The sequence below is a fragment of the Candidatus Latescibacter sp. IFSED24 genome (assembly GCF_058273205.1).
This window is the reverse complement of record NZ_CM177850.1, coordinates 75,671-99,473: the sequence shown is the minus strand read 5'-3', so window position 1 is coordinate 99,473 and position 23,803 is coordinate 75,671. Positions and strand designations below refer to the sequence as shown.

At 68.6% G+C, this 23,803-nt stretch carries 22 protein-coding genes; 14 read left to right on the top strand and 8 right to left on the bottom strand.

The window, feature by feature from the left end:
* Nucleotides 1-21: 21 nt before the first annotated feature.
* Both IFSED24_RS00395 and IFSED24_RS00390 read right to left on the bottom strand, forming a co-directional pair.
* Complete coding sequence (locus IFSED24_RS00395) at nt 22-1,266, bottom strand: efflux RND transporter periplasmic adaptor subunit (RefSeq protein ID WP_491333245.1); 1,245 nt, start codon at nt 1,264-1,266, stop codon at nt 22-24.
* Nucleotides 1,267-1,373: 107 nt separating this feature from the next.
* Complete coding sequence (locus IFSED24_RS00390) at nt 1,374-2,135, bottom strand: tRNA threonylcarbamoyladenosine dehydratase (RefSeq protein ID WP_491333244.1); 762 nt, start codon at nt 2,133-2,135, stop codon at nt 1,374-1,376.
* A gap of 119 nt (nt 2,136-2,254) precedes the next feature.
* On the opposite strand from IFSED24_RS00390, the gene IFSED24_RS00385 reads away from it, so the two are divergent.
* Nucleotides 2,255-3,922: an amidase gene (locus IFSED24_RS00385; RefSeq protein WP_491333243.1), complete on the top strand. Its 1,668-nt coding sequence runs from the start codon at nt 2,255-2,257 to the stop codon at nt 3,920-3,922.
* An 8-nt stretch (nt 3,923-3,930) separates the two neighbouring features.
* On the opposite strand, the gene IFSED24_RS00380 is transcribed toward IFSED24_RS00385, so the two are convergent.
* The 5 genes from IFSED24_RS00380 to IFSED24_RS00360 all read right to left on the bottom strand — a co-directional run bounded on the left by IFSED24_RS00380 (nt 3,931) and on the right by IFSED24_RS00360 (nt 8,687).
* Nucleotides 3,931-4,692, bottom strand: coding sequence for a TatD family hydrolase (locus IFSED24_RS00380; protein ID WP_491333242.1), 762 nt, complete (start codon nt 4,690-4,692; stop codon nt 3,931-3,933).
* The gene (locus tag IFSED24_RS00375; RefSeq protein WP_491333241.1) at nt 4,689-5,111 is read right to left on the bottom strand and encodes a hypothetical protein; all 423 of its coding nucleotides are present in this window, start codon (nt 5,109-5,111) and stop codon (nt 4,689-4,691) included. Before IFSED24_RS00375 ends, IFSED24_RS00380 begins: the two co-directional genes overlap by 4 nt.
* 12 nt (nt 5,112-5,123) lie before the next feature.
* A complete protein-coding gene (locus IFSED24_RS00370; protein WP_491333240.1) occupies nt 5,124-5,873 on the bottom strand; it encodes an MBL fold metallo-hydrolase in 750 nt (249 codons plus the stop codon).
* 148 nt (nt 5,874-6,021) lie between these two features.
* Nucleotides 6,022-6,489: a CHRD domain-containing protein gene (locus IFSED24_RS00365; protein ID WP_491333239.1), complete on the bottom strand. Its 468-nt coding sequence runs from the start codon at nt 6,487-6,489 to the stop codon at nt 6,022-6,024.
* 107 nt (nt 6,490-6,596) lie between these two features.
* Nucleotides 6,597-8,687, bottom strand: a complete 2,091-nt coding sequence (locus tag IFSED24_RS00360; RefSeq protein WP_491333238.1) for a thioredoxin domain-containing protein — start codon at nt 8,685-8,687, stop codon at nt 6,597-6,599.
* 186 nt (nt 8,688-8,873) lie between these two features.
* On the opposite strand from IFSED24_RS00360, the gene IFSED24_RS00355 reads away from it, so the two are divergent.
* The 13 genes from IFSED24_RS00355 to IFSED24_RS00295 all read left to right on the top strand — a co-directional run bounded on the left by IFSED24_RS00355 (nt 8,874) and on the right by IFSED24_RS00295 (nt 22,603).
* The gene (locus IFSED24_RS00355; RefSeq protein WP_491333237.1) at nt 8,874-9,200 is read left to right on the top strand and encodes a HesB/IscA family protein; all 327 of its coding nucleotides are present in this window, start codon (nt 8,874-8,876) and stop codon (nt 9,198-9,200) included.
* A 165-nt stretch (nt 9,201-9,365) separates the two neighbouring features.
* Nucleotides 9,366-10,073, top strand: a complete 708-nt coding sequence (locus IFSED24_RS00350; RefSeq protein WP_491333236.1) for a cytochrome c3 family protein — start codon at nt 9,366-9,368, stop codon at nt 10,071-10,073.
* 36 nt (nt 10,074-10,109) lie between these two features.
* Complete coding sequence (locus IFSED24_RS00345; RefSeq protein ID WP_491333235.1) at nt 10,110-13,217, top strand: TAT-variant-translocated molybdopterin oxidoreductase; 3,108 nt, start codon at nt 10,110-10,112, stop codon at nt 13,215-13,217.
* A 55-nt stretch (nt 13,218-13,272) separates the two neighbouring features.
* A complete protein-coding gene (gene nrfD, locus IFSED24_RS00340) occupies nt 13,273-14,748 on the top strand; it encodes an NrfD/PsrC family molybdoenzyme membrane anchor subunit (RefSeq protein ID WP_491333234.1) in 1,476 nt (491 codons plus the stop codon).
* Nucleotides 14,745-15,302, top strand: a complete 558-nt coding sequence (locus tag IFSED24_RS00335) for a DUF3341 domain-containing protein (RefSeq protein ID WP_491333233.1) — start codon at nt 14,745-14,747, stop codon at nt 15,300-15,302. Before nrfD ends, IFSED24_RS00335 begins: the two co-directional genes overlap by 4 nt.
* 1 nt (nt 15,303) lies before the next feature.
* Nucleotides 15,304-15,951: a c-type cytochrome gene (locus IFSED24_RS00330; protein WP_491333232.1), complete on the top strand. Its 648-nt coding sequence runs from the start codon at nt 15,304-15,306 to the stop codon at nt 15,949-15,951.
* Nucleotides 15,952-15,983: 32 nt separating this feature from the next.
* Nucleotides 15,984-17,201: a quinol:cytochrome C oxidoreductase gene (locus IFSED24_RS00325; RefSeq protein WP_491333231.1), complete on the top strand. Its 1,218-nt coding sequence runs from the start codon at nt 15,984-15,986 to the stop codon at nt 17,199-17,201.
* Between the two features lie 19 nt (nt 17,202-17,220).
* The gene (locus IFSED24_RS00320; RefSeq protein ID WP_491333230.1) at nt 17,221-17,508 is read left to right on the top strand and encodes a hypothetical protein; all 288 of its coding nucleotides are present in this window, start codon (nt 17,221-17,223) and stop codon (nt 17,506-17,508) included.
* Between the two features lie 67 nt (nt 17,509-17,575).
* The gene (locus tag IFSED24_RS00315) at nt 17,576-18,418 is read left to right on the top strand and encodes an SCO family protein (RefSeq protein WP_491333229.1); all 843 of its coding nucleotides are present in this window, start codon (nt 17,576-17,578) and stop codon (nt 18,416-18,418) included.
* Nucleotides 18,419-18,619: 201 nt separating this feature from the next.
* Nucleotides 18,620-19,687, top strand: coding sequence for a cytochrome c oxidase subunit II (gene coxB, locus IFSED24_RS00310; protein WP_491333228.1), 1,068 nt, complete (start codon nt 18,620-18,622; stop codon nt 19,685-19,687).
* A gap of 2 nt (nt 19,688-19,689) precedes the next feature.
* The gene (locus IFSED24_RS00305) at nt 19,690-21,384 is read left to right on the top strand and encodes a cytochrome c oxidase subunit I (RefSeq protein WP_491333227.1); all 1,695 of its coding nucleotides are present in this window, start codon (nt 19,690-19,692) and stop codon (nt 21,382-21,384) included.
* Entirely contained in the window at nt 21,381-22,202 is an 822-nt protein-coding gene (locus tag IFSED24_RS00300) for a cytochrome c oxidase subunit 3 family protein (RefSeq protein WP_491333226.1), read from the top strand. Before IFSED24_RS00305 ends, IFSED24_RS00300 begins: the two co-directional genes overlap by 4 nt.
* An 11-nt stretch (nt 22,203-22,213) precedes the next feature.
* Complete coding sequence (locus IFSED24_RS00295; protein WP_491333225.1) at nt 22,214-22,603, top strand: cytochrome C oxidase subunit IV family protein; 390 nt, start codon at nt 22,214-22,216, stop codon at nt 22,601-22,603.
* A 21-nt stretch (nt 22,604-22,624) separates the two neighbouring features.
* Here the strand turns inward: IFSED24_RS00295 and IFSED24_RS00290 are convergent, their stop codons facing one another.
* Complete coding sequence (locus tag IFSED24_RS00290) at nt 22,625-23,710, bottom strand: DUF2891 domain-containing protein (protein ID WP_491333224.1); 1,086 nt, start codon at nt 23,708-23,710, stop codon at nt 22,625-22,627.
* Between the last annotated feature and the right edge of the window lie 93 nt (nt 23,711-23,803).

Here is a 23,803-nt window from a genome sequence, read left to right as displayed (position 1 = left end):
TCGCTCCTTTGGAAACTCGGCTCAGCGGAGCCGCACCTCGGCGCGGTGCAGGTGATCGCTCATGTCGGAGAGGATGACCTCTTCGTGCTCGCGCAGGCCGGAGAGCACCTCGAAGTACTCGTAACTCACCAGGCCCAGCTCCAGATCGCGGCGTACGGCGTGCTCGCCTTCGATGACGTAGGCCTTGTAGCTGCCGTCGCGGGCCAGGAACTGGCCGCGCTTGATGCGCAGCGCGTCGGTGCGCGAGGCGGTGACCACGTGCACCTCCACGCGCAGATTCGGGCGCAGGCTGGGATGGTCGGGCTGGTCCAGCTCGATTTCCAGGACCAGGGCGCCGTCCTGGACGGTGGGCCGCACGCCGGCCACGTGGCCGGTGAGGCGCTGCTCACCGCTGGCGACCACCACCGGCTGGCCGGTCTGGACGCGGCTGACGTGGACGTCGGCGACCTGGGCGTCGACGCGATAGTCACTCAGATCGCTGACCCGGGCCAGGACATCGCCCTCGCGGACAGTGGCGCCCTCCTCGCTCAGGACCCAGGTGACCACGCCGTCGCGGTTGCTGGCGGCGCCGGCCAGGTCGAGGCGGCGGGCGGCGTCGTCGCGATCGCGGGCCAGGATGGCAATCTCCAGATCCAGGCCCTGCAGCTCGGCCGCCAGGGTGGAATCGGCACTGACCAGGGCGGTCTGCAACTGCCGCTCCTCCATCTCGGCGCGGCGGGCCTCGGTGCGCGAGCGGCGCAGCTCGTCGTCGCTGATCAGGCCCAGCTCGAAGTACTGCTCGTTGCGGCTGGCCTCGTAGTAGCTGGCCTCGCGCGCGAGTTCCTGCAACGCCAGCCGACCCGCCAATCCCTGTCGCTCGCGGCGCAGGACCAGCTCGCGGCGGGTGCGTTCGTTGCGCTTGAGGGCGAGCTGGTCGTCGCGGCGCTCGAGGTCGAGGCGGGCGCCGGCCAGGTCCAGCTCCACCAGGCTCTGACCGGTGGTCACCGCCTCGCCCGGGCGCACCAGGATCCGCGCCACCCGGCTGTCGATGCTGCTGGTGACCACGGTCTCGCGGCGCGGAACCACGGTGCCGCTGGCGGTGAGCGTCTCGCTCACGGGACCGCGCTCGACGCGGGCGGTGCGAATGCGGCTGCGGTCGACGCCGGGAGTGATCCAGGAACCCAGAACCAGGGCGGCGGCGACAACGGCAGCGATGACGACGGCGCCCAGGCCCAGGCGGCGGAGCCGGCGATTGCGACGATGCTCGGGTGCGACCGGTCGATCCATGCTTGACCTCCGCGCCAGGTCGAGCAACCGGAATGCCACGATTCAAGTCGTTGTCATGGAGTCACTTGAGATGAAGAGCCTCGGCTGCGAACGTCCGTTTGCGAACGTCAGTGTCCGGATCCGGACAGCATCCCCAGCGCCTCCGCGGCCAGGGCGTACCCGAACATTCCGGGCAGCATCATATTGCTGGGTTGCCGCCGCTGGATGCGCGGCTCGTCGGCCGGCTCCTGCCCGGGCGCCACGGCCACCGGCCCCACCGGCGTCTCCAGTGACCAGATCGCGCGCACCTGCCCCGCTGCGAGACCACGCAGCCGGAGCTTCTGCCGCACCTTCTTGGCCAGGGGGCAGACCCGCGAGTCGAAGACGTCCCCGGCGCGCAGTTGCCCCGGGTCGCGTTTGCCCGCGGCGCCCAGACTGCACAGCACCCGCCAGCCGTGTTCGACGCCGTGCGCGAGGAGCGAGACCTTGGCCTCGACGCTGTCGATGCAATCGACGAGCACGGGATAGAGCTCGCGCTCGTTGGTGGGCACCAGCTCGGTGACGTTCTCGGGATCGACGCAGGCCGCCACACCTTCCACCTCCGTATCGGGGCAGACCTGTCCGGCCCAGGCGGCCAGGACCTCGGTCTTGAGCCGGCCAAGATCCGCGGGCCCGGCCACCGGATGGCGATTCAGCGAACTGACGGTGACGCGGTCGAAGTCGATGAGCTTCAGGCGGCCGACACCCGACCGGGCCAGCGCGGTCACGCAATGGGCCCCCACCCCGCCCAGGCCCACCACGAGGATGCCACCGTGGCGGATCCGCTGGAAGCCGTCGGCACCGTAGAGATCGACGGTGCGGGTGAAACGTGGCGGATAGCGATGCGGCATGAGAGGCCTCCGGGCGATCAGGACTCGTCGAGAACGCTGGTCGCCGCTAAGATGCCAGAGGAGCCCCGCCACGGCCAGCGCGATTCGCGCCGGCTCACCGCAGCGCCGGAGGTCCCGTGATGCCGTTCCGCCTCCCCCTCACCGCCCTCGTGCTCGCCTTCTGTTGCCTGGTCGCCGCCTGCGATCGAGCGGATCAAGAGTCGCCCGTCCCGGACGACCAGACCATCCAGGCCGCCGCCACGGTGATCGGCCTCGAACTGACCCGCAGCGAGCGCGATTCCCTCGCCGAGAATCTGCATGACCAGCGCGCCGACTTCGCCGCCCTGCGCGCCGACCCGGTCGACAACGCCGTCGCCCCCGCGCTCCGCTTCGACCCGCTGTTCTGGCATCCGGGCGCCGCCGACAGCCTGGCCCGGGCAGCGCTCGTCCCCGGCACCGATCCGGTGTGGCGGCAGCACCCCGGCCTGCAGCGTCCGGACGACGATGGCGAACTGGCCTGGCTCTCGGTGGGCGAACTGGCCGAGCTGCTGCGTACGCGCCAGGTCACCAGCGAGCAGCTCACTCGCCTCGCCCTGCAACGCCTGCGCGACCACGACCCGCAGCTACACTGCGTCATCACCCTGCTCGAGGACCGCGCCCTCGCCCGCGCCCGCCTAGCCGACCGCGAGCTGGCGGCCGGCCGCTGGCGCGGCCCGCTACACGGCGTTCCCTGCGGCGTGAAGGACCTGCTCGCGCTCCCCGGCCATCCCACCACCTGGGGCGCCGCACCTTTCCGCGAGCAGGAGCGCCCCGAGCTGGCCACCGTGGTCGCCAGACTCGACACCGCCGGTGCCGTGATCGTGGCCAAGCTCACCCTGGGCGCCCTGGCCTGGGGCGACGTCTGGTTCGGCGACATGACCCGCAATCCCTGGAACCTCGAGCAGGGCAGCAGCGGCTCGTCGGCGGGGTCGGCAGCGGCGGTGTCGGCAGGACTCGTGCCGTTCGCCATCGGCACCGAGACCTGGGGCTCCATCGTCTCGCCGTGCACGCGCTGCGGCGTGACCGGTCTGCGCCCCACCTTCGGCCGCGTCAGTCGCCACGGCGCCATGGCGCTGAGCTGGTCCATGGACAAGATCGGCCCCATCGCCCGCAGCGTGGAGGATTGCGCGCTGGTGCTGGACGCCATCCGGGGACCCGATGCCCACGACCCCACCGTGGTGGCCGCGCCGCTGCCCATCCGCCCCGAGTTCGATCCGGGCTCGATCTGCCTGGGCTACACCGAGGAGTTGTTCGAAGACGCCCTGGACCACGACGTCCTCGGCGTGCTGCGCGACGCGGGCTTCGAGCTCGTCTCCATCCCGCTGCCCGAACGCGACCCTTACCCGCTGGCATGCATCCTCTCGGCCGAGGCGGGTGCCGCGTTCCAGGAACTCATGCTCTCGGGGCGCGACGACGAGCTGGTTCGCCAGATCCGCGACGCCTGGCCCAACGTCTTCCGCGCCGCCCAGTTCATCCCCGCCGTGGAATACCTCCAGGCCAACCGCCAGCGCCTGCTCCTGATGCAAGATTACGCGGAGATCTTCGCCCACGTCGACGTGCTGGTGACGCCGTCGTTCGCTGGCGGCGGCCTGCTCATGACCAACCTCACCGGCCACCCGCAGATCGTGGTGCCCAACGGCCACGGCGAGGACGGCCCCCGCTCGGTGAGCTTCGTGGGCGACCTCTTCGACGAGGCCACCCTGGTCATGGTGGCGCGGGCTTACCAGGACGCCACCCGCTGGCACGAACAGCGACCGCCGGGATTCTGAGCGCGGGATCAGATGCCGAAGAGCCGGCCGGCATTGGCGGAGGAGGCCGCCGCGATCGCCGCCGGCTCCACCTCCCGCAACGTGGCGATGGCCGCGGCCACGTCGCGCACGTGGCACGGCTCGGCGGCCACGGGATCGATCCCCTCGAGCCCGATGGACGGCGCGTCGGTCTCCAACAGCAGCCGCTCCAGCGGCATGGATGCCACCGACTCGTGGAGCCTGACGGCACGCGGTCGCGTCACCGCTCCCCCGATGCCCAGGTACAGGCCCAGACGCAGGAACTGCCGCGCCAGCTCGGGTGCGCGCGAGAACGCGTGCACCACGCCGCTCAGTCGCGGCGTGAAACGGTCGAGGATCTCGATGGTCTCGGCGAACGCGCCCCGGCAGTGCAGGATCACCGGCAGGCCCAGATCGCAGGCCAGCTCGAGCTGCTTCTCCAGCACGGGGATCTGCACCGCCAGAGGCGGTGTGTCGACCTTGCCGTCGAGGCCGATCTCGCCCACGGCCACGGCGCTTGAATCCTGGAGATGGCGCGCGAGGTGGTCGAGGTCCAGCGGCTGGTCGGCGACCCAGGGATGCAGGCCGATGGCAGGGAAGACCACGCCGGGGTAGGTGCGGGCCAGGGCGGCGACCTGGTCCCAGGACCGCGGATCGTAGGCCGGCACGACGATGCGGGTCACGCCGGCCTCCTGGGCACGGTCGAGGACGGCGGAGAGGTCTTCGCTGAGGGGCGGGAAGGTGAGGTGGCAATGGGTGTCGACGAGCATCATTCCCCCCGTCCCGTCGCCAGCGCCTGCAGGTGCCCGATCATGGTCTCCAGCTCGGCCCCGAACACCTCCTCCAGCACCGGATTGCTGCTCATCTCCTGGGCGAGTTGCTGCACCGTGGCCAGGTGCCCGGTCGCCAGCTTACCCAGCTCGATCTGACCTTCTGGCGACAGGCGCGGGGCGTTGTAGACCAGGTCGTCGAGATCCTGGTTCACCTCGCCGAGGCGTTGGGCTGCGGCCTCGGCCGAGGGCATGTCGCGTACCCCGGCCAGCGCCTTCTGAGCTCGCTCCATCTGTCCGTCGAGGAGTTCGCCGTAGTTGAAGTTGGGCATCTGCAGCGACTCGTGGTAGCGCTTGCCGCCGCAGCCGACCAGGACCAAAAGCAGCGACAGAAGAGCGATGGTGACGAGGGTGCGGGACATGAGGACTCCTTGCTAGTACCAGTCGAGGATGCGGACCTCGGTGATCTGTTCGGCCGCGAGTTCGGCGGTGAGCGCCTCGAGGTCGGCCATGGTGCCGCCTCGATTGCGGAAATGATAGGGGTAGAGCACGCGCGGGGCGACGAGGCGCGCGGCAGTCGCCGCCTGCTTCACCGACATGGTCCAGGGCAGGTTCATGCAGAGGAACGCGGCGTCGATGCTGCCGAGTCCGGCCAGTTCGGGCACGTCCTCGGTGTCGCCGCTGATGTAGACGCGGAAGCCGGCCAGGTCGAGGACGTAGCCGTTGTCCCGACCCCGGGGATGGTACTCGAGGCGGTCCTGGGTCCGGTTGTAGGCCGGCACCGCGGTCACCGTCACGCCATGGGCGACAGTGGCCTCGCCGTTGGCCAGGGCCACCGGATCGTTGGCCGGAATCGACTCGGCCACGTCGGCCGGCGTGATCACCACGGTGTGTTCGCCGGCGAGGTCGCGGAGGGTGTCGATATCGAAGTGGTCGCCGTGACGGTGGGTGATCAGGATCAGCTGCGGCCGGGGCAGGCCGGCATAGCGCGCGGCTCCACCCACCGGATCGACGGCGATGCTGAGGCCGTTCCACTGGAGGAAGAACGAGGCGTGGCCGAAGGGGTGGACGAGGAGCTCGCCCTGCGAAGTGGGGAGCCGATCGCCGGGCGCGGGCGGCTCGGCGGCCGCGGCGAGCAGCGCGGACAGCGACAGGAAACCGAACAGGACGGCGCGAGCGGGCATGCATGCTCCTGGGCTGGCTCATGGGTCCGGTCGACGTCATTGAACACGAAAGTACCGCCAGAGCGCAAGGGCCAGGGCGGTCTTCCATTAGAAACGGCAGAGCCCCCGATCCGGGGGCTCCGTCGTACTCAGGCGAAAAGCGGTGGACTTACTCGAAGAGAGTCTTGACCTGCGTCCAGCTCTGGGCCTCAACGCCAACCGTCACGAAGACGAAGTTGCCGCGGATGGCGCCATTGGGGCAGGCCTCACTGGCGATCTGCACCGCCAGCATCTCGTTCTCGACGGCCGCAGCCAGCTCGGGGGTGTACTCGACGGTCATGGCCAGGGGCGAGCCCAGGGGCAGTTCCATCAGCACGGTGCCGGCCTCATCGGCGGCGCCAGCCAGCAGCACGGCTCCGGTCTGGGGAGTATCCAGACCAGCGAAGTTCAGAGTCAGATAGGCGAATGTCCGGTCGGTGTTGACGATCATCGTCGCCTGACCATAGCCATCGCAGTCACTCGGGGGAACGACATACCCGCTCATGAGCTCGGCGTCGTAGACGACGTCGGCCATGGCCGAGCCAGCACCGATAATGAGCGCGACAAGAAGGAAAGCCAGCGTTCGCATGCGCACCATATCTTATACCTCCGTTAACAAGGGTTGCGCCGAAGTGAGAGTAGTATACCACAACAGCCATGACAGGTCTACCAAAAAGATCGTACGATCCCTAAAAAGCGCTGATTTCACATCAACCCCAGTAATTCTTTGATTTCAATAGAGTTACTGGTTGGTTTCTGGCACGATCCACGCTCACAGATGTAGACCTGAGCAGCATTTTCGGTGGCGATCTTGAATCTAAGCACGGGAGCCAGTTCCAGCAACGCCTCCGCGGCTCCGATTCCGGGAACAGGGGTCACCACCAGTCCGGGCGAGAGCGAACCCGCCACCAGTTCATAGAGCGCCACGGTGTCCTCGTTGCCGGCATCGCCGGCCACCACCACCTCGCGCAGGGAGCCGTGCAACCGCAGGGCCGCGTCGAGCCACCCCGCCATCTCCAGCCCCGCCCGCCGCATGAGATCGCCCTGGCTCGCCAGCTGCTCGGCCACCGTCGCGGCGGCCTCCAGGTCCCCCGTGAGCGCGCCATGGGTCAATCTGGCCAGCAGCGTGACGGCGCTGCCGCTGGGAATGACGCTGTCGAAGGGATCGCGGCGGCGCCCCAGCGGGGTGTCCGCCGTGACCGCGGTGTCGTACCAGCCGCCGCCGTCGCGGCCGAACTCGTTGTCGATGGTGGCGAGCAACTCCCCGGCCCAAGCCAGGTGCTCGGCTTTGCCGGTGATCTGGAAGAGGTCGAGCAGGCCCATGGCCAGCAGGGCATGATCCTCGAGGACGCCCTGGCCCACCGCCTGGCCCGCGTTGCTGGCGCGCAGGAGCCGGCCCTCATGATCGTGGTGCACGCGGGCGAGGTAGTCGGCGATGGCCTCGGCGCGCCGGCGAAACGACTGGTCGCCGGTCACCCGATAGCCGTGGGCGAAGGCCGACATGGCCAGCCCGTTCCAGGCCGTCACCACCTTGCGATCCAGGCCGGGTGCGGGGCGCTGGGCGCGGACCTGGCGCAGGGTCTCGCGATGGCGGGTGAAGAGGTCGGCCACCTCGGCGGCGCTGAGTCCGTGGCGTGCGGCCACCGCGTCCGGATCCTGGCGCCGGGTCACCACGCTGGCGGCGTTTTCGAAATTGCCCGCGGGGGTCACGCCCAGCAGGTCGGCCAGGATCGGACCGTCGTCGGGGCCCACGGCCGCGGTCAACTGCGCCGGCGTCCAGACGTAGTAGGTGCCTTCCTCGCCGCCGCTGTCGGCGTCGAAGCTCGCGTAGCAGGCGCCCTCGTCACCGCACATCTCGCGATCGAGGAAGCGCAGCACGTCGACGCCGGCGGCGGTGAAATCGGGGCGGTCGAGCGCCACGCCGGCTTCCAGGAGCAGCGAGGCGAGCTGGGCGTTGTCGTAGAGCATCTTCTCGAAATGGGGCACGGTCCAGCCGGCGTCCACGGTGTAGCGGTGGAAGCCGCCGCCGACATGGTCCTGCAGGCCGCCTCGCACCATGGCCTCGCAGGTGCGCTCCACCAGCCGCCGTGCCTCGGGAGCGCCGGTGCGGCGCCAGTGATGCAGGAGATAGGACCAGCGCACCGGGACCGGGAACTTCATGGGGCCGGCGAAGCCGCCGTGGCGCTCGTCGAACCGCTCCACCGCTCCACCCACCACCGCGGCCAGGAATGCCTCGTCCACGGCCAGCGTCACCACGTCGCTCGCCGCCGGCTCGGCCTGGATCTGCCTGGCGACCTCGCCCGCCTGGCGCTGCAGCTCGCCGCGCCGGGTCCGCCAAAGTTCGTCGATGCGCGCGAGCAGCTCCAGGAAGCGGTCGTGCGGGATGTAGGTGCCCCCGAAGAACGGCTCGAGGTCCGGGGTCATGAACACCGACATGGGCCAGCCCCCACCGCCGGTCATCATCTGCACCGCCTGCATGTAGGTGGCGTCGATGTCGGGCCGCTCCTCGCGGTCGACCTTGATGCAGATGAAGTGCTCGTTGAGCGCCGCGGCCACGTCGTCGTGCTCGAAGACCTCGTGCTCCATGACGTGGCACCAGTGGCAGGAGGAGTAGCCGCTGCTCAGGAAGATGGGCTTGTCCTCGGCCCGCGCGCGCGACAGCGCCTCCTCGCCCCAGGGATACCAGTCCACCGGATTGCGGGCATGCTGCTGCAGGTAGAGCGACGATTCGGCACGCAGCCGGTTGCCGGTGCGGCGCACTTCGTCGGGGGTGCGGACGCTACTGGTGATATCCATGCCATCTCCCTGGCAACCGCTCCCGAGCACCGAGGCGAGGATCACCACGATCGGAAGGCGTCGCCCGAATAGGAATCGCTTGCGTATCCCGGAAAAATACATTCTTTATGTATACCTTTTTAGTATTGATTCAGCCACCCCGTCTCCTGCGACGGGGTGTTCCAGAGAAACGGGAGACAGCGCGACATGATCAATCTCACCGAAAACGCCGCCGCCGAGTTCCGCCGCCTCATGGACGAGCAGGGGCTCGACGCGGCCGTCGTTCGCATCGACGTGGAATCCGGCGGCTGTTCCGGCCTGCAGTACAACATGGACTTCGACGAGCAGGCCCGGGCCAACGACGTGGTCTTCGCGCAGGAGAACGGCCTGCAGGTGGTCTGCGACAAGGGGTCGCTGGTCTACCTGGACGGTCTGCAGGTGGATTTCACCAAGAAGCTCATGGGCGGCGGTTTCCGCTTCGAGAACCCCAACGCGGCCAAGAGCTGCGGTTGCGGCACCTCGTTCCGCATCTGATAATCGTCCGGATACCCGACAAAAGGGGCTGGCGTTCGCGGAAAAAAGGTTGTTAACTGGTTGGCTGACCGGGCAATTTCTCCTGCCCGGTCGGCCTGACAGGACCCGGCCCCAGGGTTCTGCGCATCCAGAACGACCTTTCAGCCCACCGGGAGGACGCCCCCCTTGGCTGACGACCACGAGAAGGGCCCCCAGGCTCCGTCGCCGGAGCCCGCCACGCGCGAGAAACGATTCCTGTTCCCCCGCTGGACCAACCTCCTGGCCCCGGCCTCGGCCGTGATCGCCATCGGTGGCCTGGTCTACATGACGGTCCTGGTGACCGCGGTCTTCCATCCCCGCAACTCGGCCATCGGCTACGCTCCCGAGCAGCCGGTCCCCTACAGCCATGCGCTGCACGTGGGCGAGCTGGGTCTGGATTGCCGCTACTGCCACACCACCGTGGAGAGCTCCGCCCATGCGAGCATCCCCACCGCCCAGGTCTGCATGAACTGCCACAAGACCGTGCACACCGAGAGCGCCAAGCTGCTGCCGGTGCGCGAGTCCTATGCCTCGGGCAAGACCATTCCCTGGGTGCGGGTCCACGATCTGGCTGATTACGCCTATTTCAACCACAGCGCACACATCACCGCCGGGGTGGGTTGCGTGAGCTGCCACGGGCGCGTCGACCGCATGGAAGTGGTCTCCCAGCAGGAGAAGCTGACCATGAGCTGGTGCCTGGATTGCCACCGCAATCCCGAGCCCCACCTGCGTCCGGTCGAGTTCGTCACCAGCATGGACTGGGTGCCCGACGAGGACCCCACGGTGCTGGGAGCGCGGCTGCGCCAGGTTCACGACATCAACCCGTCCACCGACTGCACGACCTGTCATCGCTAGGTGCCACGACCGCCGGGAGCGACGACGGAGGGAAGCATGACCACGACGAGCAAGGCCGGACTCAGCGGCCGCGGATACTGGCGCAGCCTGCAGGAACTGTCCCAGAGCGACGAGTTCCGCCAGCACCTGGAGAACGAGTTCCCCACCGGCATCCAGCCGCCCGACAGCGGCCTGAGCAGGCGGCGCTTCCTGCAGATCATGGCCGCGTCCACCGCCATGGCCGGCCTCGCGGGCTGCCGCTGGCCCGAGGAGAAGATCGTCCCCTTCGCCAAGCGCCCCGAGGGCTACATCCCGGGCGAGACGCGCCAGTTCGCCACCGCCATCGAGACGGGCGGCGTGGGCGCCGCGCTGCTCGCGACCAGCTTCGACGGCCGACCCATCAAGGTCGACGGAAATCCCGACCACGCCTGGAGCCTGGGCGCCACCACCGCCCAGCAGCAGGCCAGCGTCCTCGACGTCTGGAACGTGGACCGCAGCCGCACCGTGGTGCGCCGCGAGCGCGGCCAGGAGGTCAAGGCCGGCTGGGAGGAGTTCGCCGCCTTCGCCGCCGACCATTTCCCCAAGCTGACCAGCAGCCGCGGCCAGGGCCTCGCCTTCCTCGCCGGCGTTTCCGGATCGCCCACGCGCGCGCGCCTGCGCCGCCAGTTGCAGCAGCAGTTCGCCGCCGCGCGCTGGTACAGGCACGAGCCCATTTCCGACCGCACCCGCATCGAGGGCGCCGCCCGCGCCTTCGGCCGACCGCTGCGCGACGTGCCACTGCTCGAGCACGCCCGCATCGTGGCCGACTTCGACTGCGACCTGCTCCACGCCCACCAGGGCGGCCTGCGCAACGCGCGCATGTTCGCCCGGCACCGGCGGCCCGACCGCGACGTCATGAACCGGCTCTACGTCTTCGAGACCACCATCAGTCAGACCGGCACCCTGGCCGACCATCGCGTGCCGCTGGCGCGCACCCAGGTGCCCGCCGCGCTGGCCGCGCTGGCCGCCGAGATCTTCCTCGGCCACCATGTCGCCATCCCCGCCGGCGCCGGATTCGACGGCGGCGACCTCACGGCCTGGCGCGGCAAGGCCGCCCGGCCCGAGGTGATCGCGGCCCTGGCCGACGATCTGGTCCGCCATCGCGGCGCCGGCCTGGTCGCCGTGGGCGACCGCCAACCCGCCGCCGCCCATCAGCTCGCCCACGTGCTGAACGCGGCGCTGGGCAACCTGGGCCGCACGGTGGCGCTGCGCCCGGCCGCCGCCCTGGATCCCGACCTGCGCGCCCTCGTCGACGACATCACCGCCGGCCGCATCGACACGCTGGTGATCCTCGACGGCAACCCGGTGGCCACCGCCCCGGCCGACCTCGACCTGGCGGCCGCCCTCGGCAAGGTCGGCGTGACCATCCACCTGGCCGGCCACCAGGACGCCACCAGCCACCGCTCTTCCTGGCACCTGCCGCGCGCCCACTATCTCGAGAGCTGGGGCGACACCGTGGCCGCCGATGGCAGCGTGCTGGCGATCCAGCCGCTCATCGAGCCGCTCTACGGCGCCCGCAGCGACCTCGAGCTGCTGGCCATGATCCTGGGCGAGCCCGCCCCCCGCGGCCACGACCTGGTGCGCACCACGTTCCACCGCCACGGTGGCGGCACCGGCGAGGCGCCGCGGAACAACCCGCGCTTCGAGGAACGCTGGCGCCGCTTCCTGCACGACGGCTTCCTGCCCGCCCCGGACGCCCCCGCGGTGCCCGCCCTCGCGGGCAACCGGCTCGAGCTGGCCAGCGTGCCGGCGCCCGGTCAGGACCGACTGGAACTGGTGATCGCCGCCGACCCGTGCCTCTATGACGGCCGCTACGCCGACAACGCCTGGCTCCAGGAGATGCCCGACTTCGCCACCAAGGTGGTCTGGGACAACGTGGCCAGCCTGAGCCCGGCCACCGCCGCCGAGCTGGGCGTCGGCCACGGCGACCTGCTCGAGCTGGAATTCCACGGCCGCAAGCAGCACATGCCCGCCTACGTCCTGCCCGGCCACGCCGCGCACACCGTGACCGTGACCCTGGGCTACGGTCGCCAGGACTGCGGCCGCGTGGGCCAGGGCGTGGGCCACGACGCCTACGCGCTGCGCCCCAACGCCGCGCTGCACGGCGGCCCCGGCCTCACCGTCCGCAAGACCGGCCGCAGCTACCCCCTGAGCTGCACCCAGGACCACCACGCCATCGACCCCAAGGGTTACCAGGAGCGCGAACGCCGCACCGGCTCGCTGGTGCGCGAGGCCGATCTAAACCACTACATCGAGCACCCCGAGTTCGTCGACCACCAGGGCATCCACCATCCGCCGCTGGTGTCGCTGTGGACCGAGAAGGACTACACCGGCCACAAGTGGGGCATGTCCATCGACCTGTCGATCTGCACCGGCTGCAACGCCTGCGCCGTGGCCTGCCAGGCCGAGAATAACATCCCCGTGGTCGGCAAGGAGGAGGTGGGCCGCAGCCGCGAGATGCACTGGCTGCGCGTGGACCGCTACTTCCAGGGCGACCCCGAGAGCCCCGACATCGCCGCCCAGCCGGTGGCCTGCGCCCATTGCGAGATGGCGCCCTGCGAGGGAGTCTGCCCGGTGGCGGCCACCGTCCACACCGAGGAGGGGCTCAACGCCATGGCCTACAACCGCTGCGTCGGCACGCGGTACTGCGCCAACAACTGCCCCTACAAGGTCCGCCGCTTCAACTTCTTCAACAACATCGACGAGATCACCGAGACCGAGAAGATGCGCCTGAACCCCGAGGTCACCGTGCGCGCCCGCGGCGTCATGGAGAAGTGCACCTACTGCGTGCAGCGCATCCAGAACGGGAAGATCAAGGCCAAGAACGAGCGGCGGCCGTTGCGCGACGGCGAGATCCTCCCCGCGTGCGCCCAGACCTGCCCCACCGAGGCCATCACCTTCGGCGACCTCAACGACCCCGAGAGCCGCGTGGCGAAGGCCCGCGCCGACAAGCGCAGCTACGACATGCTGGCGTTCCTGAACATCAAGCCGCGCACCAGCTACATGGCGCGCATCCGCAACCCGCACCCGAGTCTGGCGATGCACGCCGACCACGGTGCCGACCATGCCGCCCCCGCCGGCCACGGCCAGGGCGACCACGACGATCACGGCCACGGCGGACATTAGCCGCCACGGACCGCGGCGCTCACCCCGCCGCCAGAGGGAAACCGGAGCCTGACGCATGAATCGCGCCACCGCTGCGCCCGAGATCGACAACACCATCAACGATCCCGGCACCCCCACCGACCTCGTCCTGGGCGGCGAGACCTTCACCACGGTGACCGACCGGGTCTGCGGCATCGTCGAGAAGCCCAAACCGCCCCGGGCCTGGTACATCGCCATCACCTGCTCGGCCGCCCTGACCGGCGTGCTGTTCGCCATGCTGGGCTACCTGATCACCACCGGCGTGGGCGTCTGGGGCGTCAACAGCACCGTGGGCTGGGGCTGGGCCATCGTGAACTTCGTGTTCTGGGTGGGCATCGGCCACGCCGGCACGCTGATCTCGGCGATCCTCTTCCTGCTGCGCCAGAAGTGGCGCACCTCGATCAACCGCTTCGCCGAGGCCATGACCATCTTCGCGGTGGTCTGCGCCGGCATCTTCCCCGCGGTCCACGTCGGCCGCATCTGGGTGGTGCACTGGCTCTTCCCCATCCCCAACTACCAGGCCATGTGGCCCAACTTCCGCAGCCCGCTCCTGTGGGACGTGTTCGCCGTGGGCACCTACGCCACGGTCTCGCTGCTCTTCTGGTTCACCGGCATGGTCCCCGACCTGGCCACGCTGCGCGACCGCGCCAAGACCAAGGGCCGCAAGCTGGCCTACGGGTTCTTCGCCATCGGCTGGCGCGGCAGCCACCGCCACTGGCACCGCTTCGAGAAGGCGTATCTGCTGCTCGCCGGCCTGGCCACGCCGCTGGTCCTCTCGGTGCACTCGGTGGTGTCGTTCGACTTCGCCGTCAGCCAGATCCCCGGCTGGCACACCACCATCTTCCCGCCCTACTTCGTGGCCGGCGCCGTGTTCTCCGGCTTCGCCATGGTGGGCACCCTGCTGGTGCCGGCGCGGCAGTGGTTCGGCCTGAAGCACTTCATCACCAAGCATCACCTCGACAACATGAACAAGATCATCCTGGCCACCGGCAGCATGGTGGGCTACGCCTACGCCATGGAGTTCTTCATCGCCTGGTACGGCGGCAATCCCCTCGAGCAGTTCGCCTTCGTCAACCGCGCCTTCGGCCCCTACGCCTGGGCGTACTGGATCATGGTCAGCTGCAACGTGATCTCGCCGCAGCTCTTCTGGTTCAAGAAGATCCGGCACTCGCTGCCCGCCATGTGGATCATCTACATCTTCGTGAACATCGGCATGTGGTTCGAGCGCTTCGTGATCACCGTGACCTCGCTGAGCCGCGACTTCCTGCCGTCGAGCTGGGCCTACTATCAGCCCACCATGGTGGACATCCTCACCTTCGTGGGCAGCTTCGGCCTCTTCTTCACCCTGGTGCTGCTGTTCATCCGCTTCCTGCCCATGGTGGCCATGGCCGAGGTCAAGACGGTGATGCCCGCCGCGAGCGTGCACGGCGGCCCGGCGCACCCGGTGGGCGACTACCACGGCGACATCCCCCGCGGCGATCACGGTCCCATGGGCAAGGAGGTGCGGCCATGACCGACAGCCGTCATGATCGTTTCTACGGCCTGCTGGTCGAATTCGACGACGCCCACGACCTGGTCGCCGGCTGCGAGAAGGTCCGCGACGCCGGCTACCGGAAGTGGGACGCCCACACTCCGTTCCCCATCCACGGCATGGACGCCGCCATGGGCATCCGCGGCACCAAGCTGCCCTTCCTGGTGCTGGGCGGCGGCCTGACCGGCCTGACCGCGGCGCTCCTGATGATCTGGTGGATGAATGCGGTGGACTATCCCTTCATCATCTCGGGCAAGCCGCTCTTCGGCTGGCCCGCCGCCGCGCCGGTGACTTTCGAGCTGACCGTGCTCTTCAGCGCGTTCGCCACGTTCTTCGGCATGTGGACCATGAACGGCCTGCCGCGCCTGCACCACCCGCTCTTCAGCAACCAGCGGTTCCAGCGCGCCACCAGCGACCGCTTCTTCATCGTCATCGAGAAGGACGACCCCCGGTTCGACCCCGCCCGCACCCGCGCGCTCCTCGAATCCCTCGGCGGCCTGGCGGTGGAAGAGGTCCATGACGAGGCGGAGGATTGAGATGCCACGTCCACTGATCTACATCGGGCTCATCCTGCTGGCCCTGTCGCTGGTCCCCATGGCCTGCGTGGTGAAGAACTGGAACGACCCCAACAAGACCGCGGGCCGCATCCAGGTCATCCCCGACATGGACAGCCAGGTCAAGTTCAAGGCCCAGACCGTCAACCCGTTCTTCGCCGACGGGCGCGCCATGCGCCAGTGGTCCGAGGGCACCGTGGCCCGCGGCCTGCTTCGCGAGGACTCGCGGCTCTACCGCGGCCTCGAGCCCGACAGCACCGAGACCGCGGCGTTCCCGCTGCCCGTGACCGAGGCGCTGATGGCCCGCGGCCAGGAGCGTTTCGAGATCTTCTGCGCCACCTGCCACGGCCTCGGCGGCGCCGGCGACGGCATGACCCACCGCCGCGCCGAGTCGCTCGAGCAGGGCACCTGGACGCCCCCCACCGACCTGGCCACCGAGACGGTGGTGGCGCGGTCCCACGGCTACCTGTTCAACGTCATCACCAACGGCATCCGCAACATGCCGGCCTACAACCACCAGATCTCGCCGGAGGATCGCTGGGCCATCGTGGCCTACGTCCGCGCACTGCAGCGGGCCCGCAACGCCACCCTCGAAGACGTGCCCGAGGAGAACCGGCGCACACTGCGTTGACCGATAACCTTGGCTGACCCAGGAGACGAACCGTGACCGAACGTCCGATCCCCAAGCTGAGCGACACCCTCATCGAGATGGGCAACCTGGGTCCGCGCGTCTGCCGCATCGCCGGCGCCGTGGGCGTGCTCGCCCTGGCCGGCGCGCTGCTGCTTGGCGTGACCGAGGGCGATCACCTCCGCCACTTCTCGTTCAGCTGGCTGGTGAGCTTCGCGCTGTTTTTGGGCATCAGCCTGGGCGCGCTGATCTTCCTGCCCATCCAGTTCGTGACCCGCGCGAGCTGGTCGGTGGTGATCCGTCGTCTGGCCGAGGTCATGGCCATGGCGCTGCCCTTCCTGGCGCTGCTGAGCCTGCCGGTGGTGCTGAACCTTAGCCAGGTCTACGACTGGGCCAGCGCCGCGCCCCAGCACATCACCCCCGAGCTGGCCGCACACAAGGCACCGCTCTTGAACGCGCCGTTCTTCTACATCCGCTGGGCGTTCTACTTCGTGGTCTGGACCTGGCTCGCGCTGTTCTACTGGCGCACCAGCCGCGCCCAGGACGCGAGCAAGGACAAGGCGCTCACCCTGCGCCTGGAGAACCGCTCGGGCCCCGCGATCCTGATCTTCGCCTTGACCTGCTCGTTCGCCGCCATGGACCTTTTGATGTCGCTGGACGCCGCCTGGTTCAGCACCATCTTCGGCATCTACTACTTCGCCGGCAGCTTCGTGGCGTTCTACGCGGTGCTCACCCTGGTGACCATGGGCCTGCAGAACTCGGGCCGGCTCGAGCGCCTGGTCTCGGCCGAGCACTTCCACGACTACGGCAAGCTCATGTTCGCCTTCACGTTCTTCTGGGCGTACATCGCCTTCAGCCAGTACCTGCTCTACTGGTACGGCAACATCCCCGAGGAGACCGCCTGGTACCTGATCCGCCAGAACTCGGGCTGGGGCCAGCTCGGCCTGCTGCTCGCGGTGGGCGCGTTCCTCTTGCCGTTCGCCGGCCTGATCTCGCGCTTCGCCAAGCGCAGTCGCAAGCTGCTGGCGTTCTGGGCGGTGTGGATCCTGGTCATGCAGTACTGCAACCTTTACTGGGTGGCCATGCCCGTCTTCAGCCCCGAGCGCGTGCCGCTCAGCCTGCTCGACCTCCTGTGCCTGCTCGCCGTGGGCGGGATCTGGCTCGCGCTGGTGGCCCGCCTCGCCGGCACCGGCCACCTGGTGCCCGTGGGCGATCCGCGCCTCGACGAATCGCTGGCCTTCGAGAACGCCTGATCCGAAAGGAAACGACCGCATGGCAGCCGCCAAGGACAACCTCGAGACCGGCATGATCGTGACCATCGGCCTGCTGCTGGTGATCCTGGTCTTCGCCCTCATCCTCCTGGTCCAGGGCTGGTTCTACAAGGCCCAGAACGACGAGTACGTGCGCAAGGTCATCGAGCCCCGCAGCGAGGAGTTGGCCTCGGCCACCGCCGCCCAGCAGGAGGCGCTGCACAGCTACCGACTGCTCGACCAGGAACAGGGCAAGGTGGCCATCCCCGTCGAGCGCGCCATGGAACTGGTGGTCCGCGAGGGTCTGTAGTTACGTGTCGGACAGGGCCCGGCTCCGGCCGGGCCTTTTTTGCTGATCGCCGCCGAAGGAGAGGGATATGCGGCTGTTTGTTTTCGCAGCGCTGGTGCTGGCGCTCGTCGCCGGACCGCTCGCCGCCCAGACCGACCTCAAGGACACCGACGCCCGCGGCGAGCCGCTGCCCGCCGAACTCGAGGGCGTGGGCGTGACCGAGAAGCTCGCCGACCAGGTCCCGCTGGACCTCCGGTTCCAGGACGAGAACGGCCAGGACGTGACCCTGGCCAAGTACTTCGACGGCGCCCGCCCGGTGATCCTCAACCTGGGCTACATGGGCTGCCCCATGCTCTGCGGCCTGGTGGCCAACGGCATGGTCGACGCCATGAACGGCATGAAGCAGACCGCCGGCGAGGAATACGTGGTGCTCTCGGTGAGCATCGACCACACCGAGACCGCCACCCTGGCCAGGGCCAAGAAGCAGGGCTACCTGCAGCAGTACCAGCGCCCGGCCGCCGCCCAGGGCTGGCACTGGCTCACCGGCCGCGAGGACCAGATCCGGGCGCTCACCGACGCGGTGGGCTTCGGCTTCAAGTGGAACGACAAGCGCCAGGAGTACGCCCACGCCGCGGTGCTCATCGTGCTGTCCCCCGACGGCCGCGTCATGCGCTACCTCTACGGCATCCAGTTCGACCCCAAGACGCTCCAGCTCAGCCTGGTGGAGGCCGCCGACGGCCACACCGGCAGCAGCCTCGACAAGTTCCTGCTCTTCTGCTTCCACTACGACGCCGAGACCGGCCGCTACGGACCGGCGGCGCGGAACATCATGAAGGCCGGAGGAATAGTCACGGTGGTGGTCATCGTGGGGGTGGTGCTGGGATTCCGGCGACGGGAGCGGCGAATCCAGCGGACCAGCGTTGGCAGCTGATTTTCGCTGCGGATAGTCCTTATTCGCCACCGTATCCCGGTTTACCACCCGTGCTTGGTCTTTTTTTGCACGGCAGGTTGCAACTCCGACAATTCAGGTCGATATTCAAGACCAGTTTCGGCGCCTGACCCGATACCCATCGGGCCGAACCTGCCCGCCCCCTCGTGGTGGCGGTCGACGCCACCGAGGAGACACGAGCCCTTGAGCGACCTATCCCATGCTGCCGCGGCCGCGCCGCTGGCCGCCCTGCGCCCGTTCCTGGCCCAGCTACCCGACTCGTTCTGGATGCCGGCCCAGGCCTCGTCCAACGCCGGCGAGGTCGACACCGTCTTCTACGTGATCTACTGGATCTCGGTGTTCTTCTTCGCGCTGATCGTGGGCCTGATGGCCTGGTTCGTGGTGCGCTACCGGCGCCGCAGCCCCGGCGAGGAGGCCGGCCGCTCGGCCACCCACAGCACCGCGCTGGAAGTGACCTGGACCGCGATCCCGGTCATCGTCTCGCTGATCCTCTTCGTGGTGGGCTTCAAGAGCTTCATGAACATCGCCACCCCGCCGCGCAACGCCTACGAGATCACGGTCACCGGCCAGAAGTGGCAATGGTTCTTCACCTACCCCAACGGCTACGTCAGCGACGAACTGCACGTGCCCGTGGACCGCCCGGTGAAGCTGACCATGACCAGCGAGGACGTCATCCACTCGCTGTGGATCCCCGCCTTCCGCGTGAAGAAGGACGTGGTGCCCGGCCGCTACACCCGCACCTGGTTCGAGGCCAACGAGGCCGGCACCTACCCGCTGCTCTGCACCGAGTACTGCGGCACCGGCCACTCGGACATGTTGTCAATGGTGACGGTGCACGAGTCGGGTCGCTTCGAGACCTGGCTCGAGAAGGCCGCCAACCTCTACGACACCATGCCGCCGGCCGAGGCGGGCGAGATGCTGGTGCGGCGCAAGGGCTGCGTCCAGTGCCACAGCCTCGACGGCACCGGTGGCATCGGCCCCAGCTTCAAGGAGCTCTACGGCCACACCTTCGCCACCCGCGAGGGTCGGCAGATCGTGGCCGACGACAACTATATCCGCGAGTCCATCCTCGAGCCCATGGCGTCGGTCGTCGCCGGCTTCGATCCGGTCATGCCCACCTACGCGGGCAAGCTCAAGGACAAGGAAATCACCTACATCATCGCCTACCTCAAGTCCAACTCCAGCCTCGGCGGCACCGACGAGGAGTCCGCCACCGACGAAGCCGCCGCCGAAGCCACGGAGGAGCAGTAGCCATGAACACGGGCGCCACGACCACCGCCGGCCACCTCGCCGGCACCGCCGACCACGACCACGGCGGCAACTACCTGACCTGCGACCGCGGCTGGCGCAGCTGGCTCTTCACCCTCGACCACAAGCGCATCGGGGTGATGTACCTGGCCGCCATCCTCTTCTCGTTCCTGCTCGGCGGGATCTTCGCGCTGCTGGTGCGCACCGAGCTGCTCACCCCCACGCGCACCATCATGGACGCCGACGACTACAACCGGCTGTTCACGCTCCACGGCGCGGTGATGACCTTCCTGTTCATCATTCCGGGCATCCCCGCCGCGCTGGGCAACTTCATCCTGCCGTTGATGCTCGGCGCCAAGGACGTGGCGCTGCCGCGGCTCAATCTGGCCAGCTTCCACATCTACATGGTCGGCGCGATCATGGCGGTGTGCTCGATCCTGGCCGGCGGGGTCGACACCGGCTGGACGTTCTACACGCCCTACAGCACCACGACCAACGGCGCGGTGATCCTGGTCACCCTGTCGGTGTTCGTGCTCGGCTTCAGCAGCATCTTCACCGGCATCAACTTCATCGTCACCATCCACAAGATGCGCCCCGCCGGCATGGGCTGGTTCCGCATGCCGCTCATGCTGTGGGCGCTCTACAGCACGGCGATCATCCAGGTGCTGGCCACCCCGGTGCTCGCCATCACGGTGCTGCTGCTGATCGCCGAGCGCGCGCTGGGCATCGGCATCTTCGACCCCGCCCTGGGCGGCGACCCCGTGCTCTTCCAGCACTTCTTCTGGTTCTACAGCCACCCCGCGGTCTACATCATGATCCTGCCCGCCATGGGCGTGATCTCGGAGCTGGTGTCGATCTACAGCCGCAAGCCCATCTTCGGCTACCGCGCCATCGCCTACTCGAGCATCGCCATCGCCATCTTCAGCTTCCTGGTCTGGGGGCACCACATGTTCGTCTCGGGTCAGAGCGAGCTGGCGGCGGTGATCTTCTCGGCGCTCACCTTCTCGGTGTCGATCCCCTCGGCGGTGAAGGTCTTCAACTGGTTGAGCACCATGTACAAGGGCGCCATCAAGCTCGAGACCGCCATGGTCTACACGCTGTCGTTCATCTTTCTGTTCGGCATCGGCGGCCTGACGGGCCTCTTCCTGGCCACCCTCGCCACCGACGTCCACCTGCACGACACCTACTTCATCGTCGCCCACTTCCACTACACCATGATGGGCGGCGTGATGATCGCCTTCCTCGCGGGCATCTACCACTGGTGGCCCAAGATGTTCGGCCGCGAGTTCTCGCAGAAGTGGGGCAACATCGGCGCGGTCCTGGTGTTCATCGGCTTCAACCTGACGTTCTTCGTCCAGTTCGTCATGGGCGCCAAGGGCATGCCGCGGCGGTACTTCAACTACCCGCCCGAGTTCGAGATCTACCACCAGCTCTCCACCCTGGGCAGCTACGTCCTGGCGATCGGCCTGTTCATGGCCGCCGGCGTGCTCCTGCACAGCCTGATCGCCGGCCGGCGCGCCGCCGCCAACCCGTGGGGCGGCGCCTCGCTCGAGTGGCAGGCCGCGTCGCCGCCGATCCACCACAACTTCGACGGCCCGCTGCTCTTGACCGACCCCTACGACTTCACGGGTCTCGAGTGGGACGACGCCGAGCGCGGCTTCGTCCGCCGCCAGAGCCACAAGGAGACGCCGAGCACATGAACGCCGCCGCCACCCCCACGTACGAGGGCAAGCACCACCTGGCGCACCACTTCGACACGCGCGCCCAGCAGTTCGGCAGCCACAAGCTCGGCATGTGGCTGTTCCTGGTGACCGAGATCCTGATGTTCGGCGGCCTGTTCTGCGCCTACGCCATCTACCGCGCCAACCATCCCGAGATCTTCCTCTACGCCCACACCCTGCTCGACAAGAACCTGGGCGCCATCAACACCATCGTCCTGCTGTTCAGCTCGTTCACCATGGCCTGGGCGGTGCGCGCGGCCATGCTGGGCCAGCGCCGCCTGCTGGTGGGCCTGCTCGCGGTGACCCTGCTCTGCGGCTTCGGCTTCCTCGGCATCAAGGCCGTCGAGTACCACCACAAGTGGCAGCACGGCCTCCTGTGGGGCGAGCGGTTCGACTACGCCGCCTTGCAGGAGCACGCGGGCGGGCACGACACCGAGCATGGCACCGTGGTGATCGACGAGCATGCCACCGAACCCGGGGCGGCCCACGACACCGAGGCCGACGCCGTGATGACCGAGCTCGACCAGGCCGCCGAGGTCACCGTGGCCCACGGCCATGCCCCCGAGGACATCCCCCGCAACCTCCACATCTTCTTCGGCATCTACTTCGTGATGACCGGCCTGCACGGGGTCCACGTCATCGCCGGCATGATCATGATCAGCTGGCTGCTGGCGCGCGCCGTCCGCGGCGATTTCGGCTCGCGCAACTACACCGCCGTCGACCTGGGCGGCCTCTACTGGCACCTGGTCGACCTGATCTGGATCTTCCTGTTCCCCCTGCTCTACCTGATCCACTGACGGAGGACGCCATGAACGAGCCCGGCTACATTCTCCAGCCCCAGGACACCGGTTCCGTCCACGACGAACCGGACGGCGGCGACCTCCACCCCCATCCCGTGCCGTTGTGGATGCTGGCGGGCGTGTTCGGCGCGCTCATCGTGCTGACCGTGCTGACGGTGGCCGTGACCTACGTCGACCTCGGCAAGTGGAACATCTACGTCGCCCTGATCATCGCCACGGTGAAGGCCGGCCTGGTGGCCGAGATCTTCATGCACCTGCGCTGGGACAAGCCGTTCCACCGCGTGGCGTTCCTCGGCGCCGTGGCGTTCGTGGCGCTGTTCATCGGGATCTCCATGCTGGACACCGAGAGCTACTCCGCGGACATCATCCCGGGCTACGCGCCGGAGATCACGCAGTAGCCCTCCGGCACGACCCCACCCTCACGGCGTCTCGCGGGCCAGTAACCCATACATGGCGAACGTCCCCAGCCAGTGCCCGCCCTCGTAATGGCCGGCGGCCAGGCCCTCGTGGCCGGCCGCCACGTGCCGCACGCCGGCCCCCTGCAACACTTCGCGCCGCGGATCGTCGGCTGGCAGCCCCCGCCGGATCCCCGCCAGCATCCAGCCGCGGCTCAGGTTGAGGCCGTCGAGATGCGCCAGCTTGCCGTCGCTGCGGTCGGAGACCACCGCCACGGGCAGCCACTCCGGACCTGAGACCGACGGGATCTGCGGCAAGAACCCGTCGAGCCACTCGGCGAACTCGACCGGCGGCAGCACCCGGCGCATGAGGTCGGCCTCGGCCAGCGCGGGCGAGAGGAAATCCTGCCCCGAGGGCTCGAACGCCAGATCCACGCCGCGGTCGTCGGTGTAGAGGCGGCGCGTGGTCTCCTCCAGCAGAGCCGCGAAGCTCGTGTCGCCCACCGACCTCGTGTAATCCAGGGCCAGACCGAACGCGAACGCGGTCTGGCTGTGTTCACCGGTGCGGATGGGGTAGGTGAGCTTGGGCAACCAGACGGCCAGGCGGTCCTTGCAGGCAAGTTCGAGAGGGCGCAGCGCGGCGGCCCAGCGCCGGGCGTCGGGATCTTCCCAGGCGTGGAGCGTGCCGGCGAGCTGCAGGAGCCAGGCCAGGCCGTAGGGGCGCTCCCACGAGGCGCGGCCCTCGGCCTGCAAGTAGGCGACCTCGGCGGCCATGGCGTCGGGCTGCAGGTGCGCGTCGAGGATGCGGCGGGCCTCGGACGCCAGCTCGTGCTCCGGATACCGCCGCGCGAACGCCGCCAGCAGCCAGTGGCCGTGCACCGACGAGTGCCAGTCGAAGCAGCCGTAGAACGCCGGATGGAGCGAGCGCGGCGTGCCCTGGTCGGCGTCCGACTGCATGGTGTGGGCGATCTTGTTGGGGTATTCCTGCTCGGCACAGTCGATGGCGAGCTGGACGTAAGGGGCGGCGTCCACCGCTGCCCGCGGATCGCCGGCGAACGCGGCCACCGCCGCGAACAGGACGAGAATCGCCAGGGACCTTCCCTGATGCATGGGCCACTCCTCCGTCAGGAATACCGAGACGCCGTTGCACACCCATGATCCCGGTCAGCGGGAAGTTTGTAAACGCAGGAGGTTGACCGCCGG